The organism is Pseudomonas nitroreducens TX1 (assembly GCF_000313755.1).
Lineage (GTDB): Bacteria > Pseudomonadota > Gammaproteobacteria > Pseudomonadales > Pseudomonadaceae > Pseudomonas > Pseudomonas nitroreducens_A.
On sequence record NZ_AMZB01000023.1, the window covers coordinates 1 to 1,224 of the forward strand.

The 1,224-nt window shown below is 58.0% G+C and carries 1 protein-coding gene; it reads right to left on the bottom strand.

The annotated features are described in order from the left end of the window. Positions 1-5: 5 nt before the first annotated feature. Positions 6-1,162 (bottom strand): IS3 family transposase gene (locus tag C167_RS0100225; RefSeq protein WP_085988824.1). Its coding sequence is split into 2 segments (ribosomal slippage): positions 6-913 and positions 913-1,162, totalling 1,158 coding nucleotides; the frame shifts between segments, so codons are not numbered across the junction. Positions 1,163-1,224 lie beyond the last annotated feature (62 nt).

The window sequence follows — 1,224 nt, forward strand, 5'->3', positions numbered from 1 at the left end:
GGGTTCTACCCCATTTCCACGGACGGTTTGAAAAGGGCTGAAAACTTCAAATCTTGCCGGGCGACTCTACGACGCATTCGTGGGTTGTGAAACCGCTCGATGTAGTCGAATAGATCGGCCCGAGCTTCATCGCGAGTTCGATACGATTGATGAGCAACACGCTCCCGTTTGAGCAGACCAAAGAAGCCTTCACAGGCAGCGTTATCGCCGCAATGTCCGACGGCACTCATGCTGCAGACCAGCGTATTGCGACTCAGAAAACGCTGGTAATCAGCACTGGTGAACTGGCTGCCGCGATCTGAATGCAGGATCACTGACCAATTGCCCTGGCGCTGCCAGAGCGCCATTTCCACCGCTCGGATCACCATCTGCCGATCCTGACGGTGATGCATCGACCAGCCAATCACCAGCTTGCTGTACAGGTCGAGCACCACGCACAGGAACAGTTTGCCCTCCAGGGTGGCGACTTCCGTGATGTCAGTGACCCACTTGCGCTCCGGCTCCACGGCGGTGAAGTCGCGCTCCAGTAGATTTTTCACGCCAGCTGGACGACGAGGGGCTACTCGACCAAGGCCGCGCTTCTTCCGACGTGGCCATCCTTGAATCCTCTCTGCGGACATCAGGCGAGCAACGCGGTTCAGGCTGACGGTTTCACCTTCGTCGAGCAGATCCTCACGCATACGAGGAGCACCGATCACACCACGGCTGTCCTCGTGAATCTCCCGAATGCGCCTTACTAGGCGCGCATTCTCTTGAGCGCGTGGACTTAGCTCGCGATCCTGCCAGTCGTAATAGCCGCTGGCAGAAACCTTCAGGCAACGGCACATCAGTCGTACTGGGTACTCGTTGCGGCAGCGCTGGATCACCGAGTACCGCTCGATGACTCCCTGGCAAAGTACGCTGCCGCGTCTTTTAAAAAATCACGTTCCCTGGTCACGCGGGCCAACTCACGCTTGAGGCGGGCAAGCTCCTCATCTCGCGGATTCCCCGTTCCTGGAAACGCCTTTTCTACGCCAGGCTGCGACTCTCTAACCCAGCGTGTGAGCAGGTTCGGAGCAACACCAATCTCCAGGGCAACCTGTCGGCAGCTCGCCCCTGAACGACGAACCAGCTCGATGGCTTCCCGCTTGAACTCGGGGCTGTATCTCTTGCGCTTGGACATGAACACTCCTTCAGCTCAGCGTGAGCTTACTCGAAAGTGTCCGTGCTAACGGGGTAGAACCC